Raw genomic sequence first — 6,247 nt, 5'->3', positions numbered from 1 at the left:
GATGGCCCCTGGAAAAAAAGTCTCGGGTATAGGTCAGGATCTTCAAAATAATTAATTTAGAATTTCATCAGTAATTTTCCTGATCCATAAAACCAGGGTAGATAGAAAGGCCCCTAAAAAGCCGCCAACCAGCAATCCTTTGAGTTTGCCAAATTTGGTTTTCTCTAAAGGCAGCACCGGTTCATCGATGACCTCAATGAGGGGCGTTTCTTTTCTTAGGGAAACTTTGGACATCTCCAGACTTTTGACAAGCTCGACAAGAATAGCTTTGTTCGCCTCAAAATCCACCTGCCGGCGTTGTGTAGGTACTTTTAACGATTGCCGTGATAAATTGGGGTTAGGGTTTATTTCAATGGTGCTGGCTACTCCCGCGATGGACTTATTTAACTCCCGCCTCACAGAGTCTGTTTGAAATTTGAGGACCGCAAGGTTTTGGCTTGCCTTTTTAGTCTTGGTTTGCACATAATACTCGTTGACATTAGCAACCACCTGGTCATTGAACTTCTTGGCGAAAAGCTGATCGATAGACTTTGTTTCTACATAAATGATGCTTAAGCTTTTATCGGGCTTGGTTACGGTAAGGATATTTTTGTTGATTGCTTTGACAATTTCATTTAACACACTATCCTGCAGCAGGGTTAGTTTTCCTTGTTTTGTAAACCTGATGTCGCGCAAGCGTGGTTTATCTGACCAGCTTTTCCTTAATTTATAACTGTCAATATAACGTTCCACCAGCAATTGTTTTATCCCTTTGAAGTCGCCCTCCTTCAACAAGGCCTTGACCAGCATATTTCTTGACTTATATAATTCAAGGATGTTCTCGCCGGTAAATAAGCCCTCACTAGAGCCACCCAGGCTAATGCCCATCATGGAGGCGATTCCCGAATACTCACCCAAGCTACCGCCTATGCCTGACTCTTCTAAAGCAAAGACTGCCTTGGCCGTATAAACAGGCTTTTTAACAATGGAATAGGTGATACCCAAGATGGCCCCTATGATAGTCCAGATCAGGATCAGCATCCTCTTAGACCATAAGTAGGAAGACCATGACTTAAATTTAAGGATCACCTCTTTCATAGAAAGATCGGAAGCGGAATTGTGAATTGGCTGCTCCATAATTACCTCAATAAACTGACTACAATTGCCGCCAGGGAAGCCGCGGCAGTACCTATGCCTATCCACCCTTGAATGGTGAGCTTCTCTCTATCCGCTCTTTTAGGCACAAATATCTCTGCCCCAGGCTTAACCTCCGGGTAATTGTTAAAAAGTAGAAACTTCTTTGCCGCAGCCACAGAACCATTGGAATAGACGATATAGACCCCTTTTTTATATGCATTATAGCTGTAGCCCCCCGCCCCATTGATATAGTTTTTAAAGCTCTTCCCTTTATTGTAGACGATGCTGTTAGGCTGCAACACTTCGCCGGTAATCCTGACGGTTTGCAACTGCCGGGGGATTCTGATGATATCACCATCGTCAAGAATCAGGTCTTCCCTGGACACAGGATTCTTAAGGATGCGCTCCAGGTTAATACCCACAAGGTCACTCCTCCATATCTGTGCGTTTTTTTCGAAGCTCATGGTATCCCTTGCACCCGACTCTTTCAGGCGGTTCAAATTCATCAGTTTGGCTCTTTCTTCCTCCATACGCTGCAGACTGTCGCGGGTTTTAATTTCGTGACCTCCAGTACGGCGCAATGAGGCACCCTGTACATAAGCCAGGGGACTTAAGCCACCTGCCCTGGTGACCAGGTCTGAAATTCTTTCATCTTTACGGCTGATGGTATAAATGCCAGGGAATAGAACCTCCCCTTCTACCCTTACTTGTTTCTGGATTTGGTAACCTTCGGAATTACGGATGGAAACAATATCAAAAGGTTGCAATTGGAAAGATTTATCCTGTATTTTAAGGTTTTTATCTACACTAACGGTAAAAACATCTGCGGTTTGTGCGGAAGCCGAAGTGATGTCACTATTTTTGATTCGCCTGGATATTTCTATACGACTGGGACTGGCGCCTTCATTTAATCCTCCGGCCATTTGAATGAGTGCTTCTAAACTCATATTTTCCGCATATTTAAAGGTTCCCGGCTGCCTTACTTCACCTTGAATAGTTACTTTATACTCTTCCCGTAAATCAAAGATGGAGCTGATGGTCACTTTATCCTCTCTTTGTAAAGGGATATCTGCAGCGGAGCCCTGCTGGATTTGATCAACATCAAATGAGAGCAAGGATAAGCTGAGGTCAGCATTTAACCGGGAGATATAACCGCGGTTTAAAAAAGCATCTTCCCTGAGGCCTTCCGCTTTAGCCAGGAGCCCCTTCAGCGTTAAACCTTTCTCTAGTTCATAGGAGCCGGGCCTGAACACTGCGCCATTGATTTCTACCCTGTTTTCAAATCGATCAAGGATGGCTTCTACCCTGTATTCATCTCCATTTTTAGGTTGGTAAGTAGCAAATTCCTGTTCTTCAATATCCACCAGGCGGCGTTCCTTATTTGTATTTTGCAGCACTTTAATCTGCGCGGTATAGGCCCTCTTGCTAAAGCCACCACCAAAACGCAGCACATCTGCCAGCGTTTCACTAGGCAGCACTTCAAATAAGGCAGGCCTTTTAACCTCCCCGGTCAGCGAGACCCTGTTGAGGTAAACGGGTACATTGATAACGTCCTGGTCCTGAAGACGGATGTTATTGGTTTGCACTCCTTTTAAGAGGAAGTCATAAATATCTATGGTACTCACTACCCTGTTGTTGCGCAGGACTTGAATCTTCCGGAAGGAACCATTTTCATTGGGTCCGCCGGAAGCATATAATACATTGAATACCGTTGCTAACGAGGGCAAAGTATAGGAACCGGGTCTGATGACTTCTCCCAGAATCGTTACTCTAATACTCCTGATATTGCCGAGATTAATTGACACCTGAGTTCTGCCCGAGCGTAATCCAGGATAAGAGGCAGACATGGCAGACCTGATTTTTGAGGTAGCCTGCTCAATGGTGAGGCCCCCGACAGAAATGCGCCCCACATATTGTAAATTGATTGCCCCTTCAGGACTCACTTTCAAATTGTAACTGGCTTCATTATCACCACTAAGGTCTATCAGCAATTCATCATCCGGACCTACAATATAACTTTTGGGTGTAGCCATGCGGAGGTTAGGTTCAAAAGTGAGGTTGGAATTAGAGAATAAGGCCGCACCAAAGACCTTGGGCATTAACCTATCCAGCAAGTTTTCACGCTGAAGGTTGTTTGCATCAAGTTGCTGCCTTGGGCGCTGGAGCTGGTTGTTAGCCCATCTACTGGTATCATTGCCATTTAAGTAAGTTCTTTCCCTGGAGGGCGATTTTACAGTGGCAGGTGCCCTTTCAGTGCTTCCACTACCTCCTTCTGCACGAATCTTTTCTACCCTAAATCTCAGTTTTTGAATTTCCTCTGCTTTCATCCCTTGCGCTGCGGCCAATTGCTCCAGTTGAGCATCGCTATAACCGATAGATGCTGCACGTTCCATTAGTTGCCGGATTTGGGCATCTGAAAGTTCATCCACTTTAACATCTGCATAATTAGTGGGAACACTTTGGGCAAGGGCAGGCTTTACTCCAGAAAAAGAGATGAATAGGAGTATCAGAAAGGTGGTAAGGACACTTTTAGCTTTCATTTATGTAAAATAAGGAGGACAACAGAGGCTCAAACCTTAAAAATTTAAATTAAAGGCAAGAATCCGGCTTTTATATTTAGGATAACCGACGATTATTCTAATTTAAATATTAATTCATCGAGTAAGTGTAAATTGTTATTTAATTTTAAACAAAGTTTTACACATCGACATCATGATCGTCTATTACAGTATGAGAACTGATTTTAAAATTTAGGAAAGCATCAAAGATGCCCCTTTTAACAGCTGGCCATACGCTTGGTCTGGAATTAATTTTTTATCAACATCAATCGATCATATTATTCCTGATTCTTGGGAAACAGGCATTGATGTTAAACCAGATAATAATTCTGTTCACAAAAAAAAGACGATTAAGCATTGCAGTTGCAATGTTTAACCGTCTTTTTTTTGCTTTTTTATACTAGACTTTTTTTACCTGTATAAAGCTCTTTTTTAGTTATCTTTATTAAAAATCCTGATATAGATTTCTAAATGCACTTCTTAAGCCGATAGTAACCAAACCTGTATTGGAAGGAATACCGTTATTTTCTCTTCTGTAAACCCCACCTAGTTCTATACGCAGGTTGTATTTAGGGTTCAATAAATAGGATGCTTTAACCTCTCCATAGTAAAGATTAGTTTTCAAACCCTGGCCTATTTTGTTTCCATAATCCTGTACATGGGTATTGTAGTTAAGCAGGATATTCTTACCATAGTTCAGTCCTTCGGGATCTAAGCCATAAATCGCGTACATCAACTGTCCCTGGAAATCAAACCTCTTATAAGAGTAATTAAGCAAGCCAATAAACTCCCTGAAATTTGCGCCTAAAGGATCTGCTAAAGGCTGTGATTGATTTGAATAACTCGTGATTCTTGCATAGTGTGCATAAGTATAGGGAGTTGCCATATTATACTCTAGCAAGTAATTTAAGTTATTGACTTTAAAAAGGTCAGAGCCTCTTACACCCAATTGAAAGGCATATTTATTAGCCCAATAACCTTTGCCACCGAACACTTCTTTAACCGTAAATTCATCAAACATAAATTGTGAATAGAGGGTAGTTTTTTCAAGCAATTCGTACTTGGCATTAAACCCTAGCCTCATTTTATCTGGAGATAATCCATTAGCCCCTTCAACAGGTCGTAAGAAAACAAAAGGATGAACATAATTGAAATCAAAACCCCTTTTACCTTCTGGTTCTGCATCAGCCCAGGTTACTGCCTGGAAAAAACCCAGTGAAAGTCTTTTGGTAATATTCCAATCTAAATAATGCATGGCATTCCACTTTGCCCTTGCCCCTAACCTTCTGTCATCGGTCAATCGGGGAGCTCCATTATCTAACATGTAAGAAAAAATACTTTGGTAAACTACATTACCCAAGGTTGCTCTCATGCGTACAAAAGAATAGTTTGCCGCAACATCAGATAATAACATGGAACGGTAACCATCACCAATAAAGTTTTTGTCATAACCTAGTGTTAGGTTAAGGAACTTGTTCGGCGTATAAGAAATATTTGCAGTTGCATATTGCCAGTCCTTTGTCGTTCCATCAAGCTTAGTACTGCTCATTTCACTTGGAACCACCTGATTTTCATTGATGAATTTGGTTAAATAATTAGCAAAGACAGCTTGATTTTCATAGGCATTGGTATAAAAAGAGAATTTTTTCCCAACGGTACCCCCTATTTGGAAACCACGAGTATTTCTCCAGGTCTGCTGATTATCATTAAATTCTCTACCAATTTGCATGTCAGGCAAGAAATCAGCATAAATGGTAAAATCTGGCGATGTAAAGTTAATCAGGTGCTCATCTGTTATTTTTCTTCTCACCCATGACCGATTGCGAAGGCTATCTACACCAAAGTTCATTAATTCAGTATAACGGGCATTGATTAAGGTATCATCAAGAAAATAATTTTTGATGGAACTATGCATTCTGCTGTCCTTATCATAAACTTGCTTGTTTAATTTTTGATAAAAGGAGTATGAATAGGGTAGATTTTGATTGGGTGTTTGTTCCTGTGATTTCGCTCCAAGAGAAAAAAGTAAAATCAAAGTAAGTAAAGTAAATATTTTGTTCATCTTCTAAATTATAGTGGTACTCCTAACAAACATTATGCTAGGTTTAAAACTTTTGTACTCAAGATGCATTAATTTTAATAATAAGGTTCTTGTCAGTATAACACCCTGTCAAGAAACATGGCGGGGTTAGAATCAACTACTTCAAAAAACGGCTATTTAAAACACCTGTTGGCTTCCAACCTAATATTCTTCTGGCTTTTGCATCATCAAAGGTGAGGTCGGATGTTATTTTGTTTAACTTTCGGGTATTAATTGGAGCTTTAGAACCAATGATATCTCCAACCCTGGCCATCATTTGGGCAATGACTAAGGGCAAATTAAAAAGTCTTGATTTACCTAGCTGCTTAGCGATTGTCCTTGACAATTCATGGAAGTTTGGATGATAACCATCTGTAAGGTTATAGATACCGCCAATTGTTGATACTTTTGGGATGATTTGCGCAACATCTTCTGCTAACACCATGCTTTTTTTAGCTTTCCCACCTGCAATATTAAAGTAGTACCCATTCTT

The 6,247-nt window shown here is 40.8% G+C and carries 3 protein-coding genes and 1 pseudogene; all 4 read right to left on the bottom strand.

From position 1 onward, the window contains the following. Positions 1-51: 51 nt before the first annotated feature. Entirely contained in the window at positions 52-1,116 is a 1,065-nt protein-coding gene (locus ACR2F7_RS03665; protein ID WP_432712237.1) for a Wzz/FepE/Etk N-terminal domain-containing protein, read from the bottom strand. Between the two features lie 2 nt (positions 1,117-1,118). Beyond that, entirely contained in the window at positions 1,119-3,656 is a 2,538-nt protein-coding gene (locus ACR2F7_RS03660; RefSeq protein WP_432712236.1) for an SLBB domain-containing protein, read from the bottom strand. 463 nt (positions 3,657-4,119) lie between these two features. Then, positions 4,120-5,736, bottom strand: coding sequence for a gliding motility protein RemB (locus tag ACR2F7_RS03655; RefSeq protein ID WP_432712235.1), 1,617 nt, complete (start codon positions 5,734-5,736; stop codon positions 4,120-4,122). A 136-nt stretch (positions 5,737-5,872) separates the two neighbouring features. After that, positions 5,873-6,247, bottom strand: a pseudogene (locus tag ACR2F7_RS03650) (NAD-dependent epimerase/dehydratase family protein); the annotation flags it as partial.

The sequence above is a fragment of the Pedobacter sp. genome (assembly GCF_045628745.1).
Classification (GTDB): Bacteria; Bacteroidota; Bacteroidia; order Sphingobacteriales; family Sphingobacteriaceae; genus Pedobacter.
The sequence above is the reverse complement of the archived record's forward strand: the minus strand, read 5'-3'. Positions and strand labels throughout refer to the sequence as shown.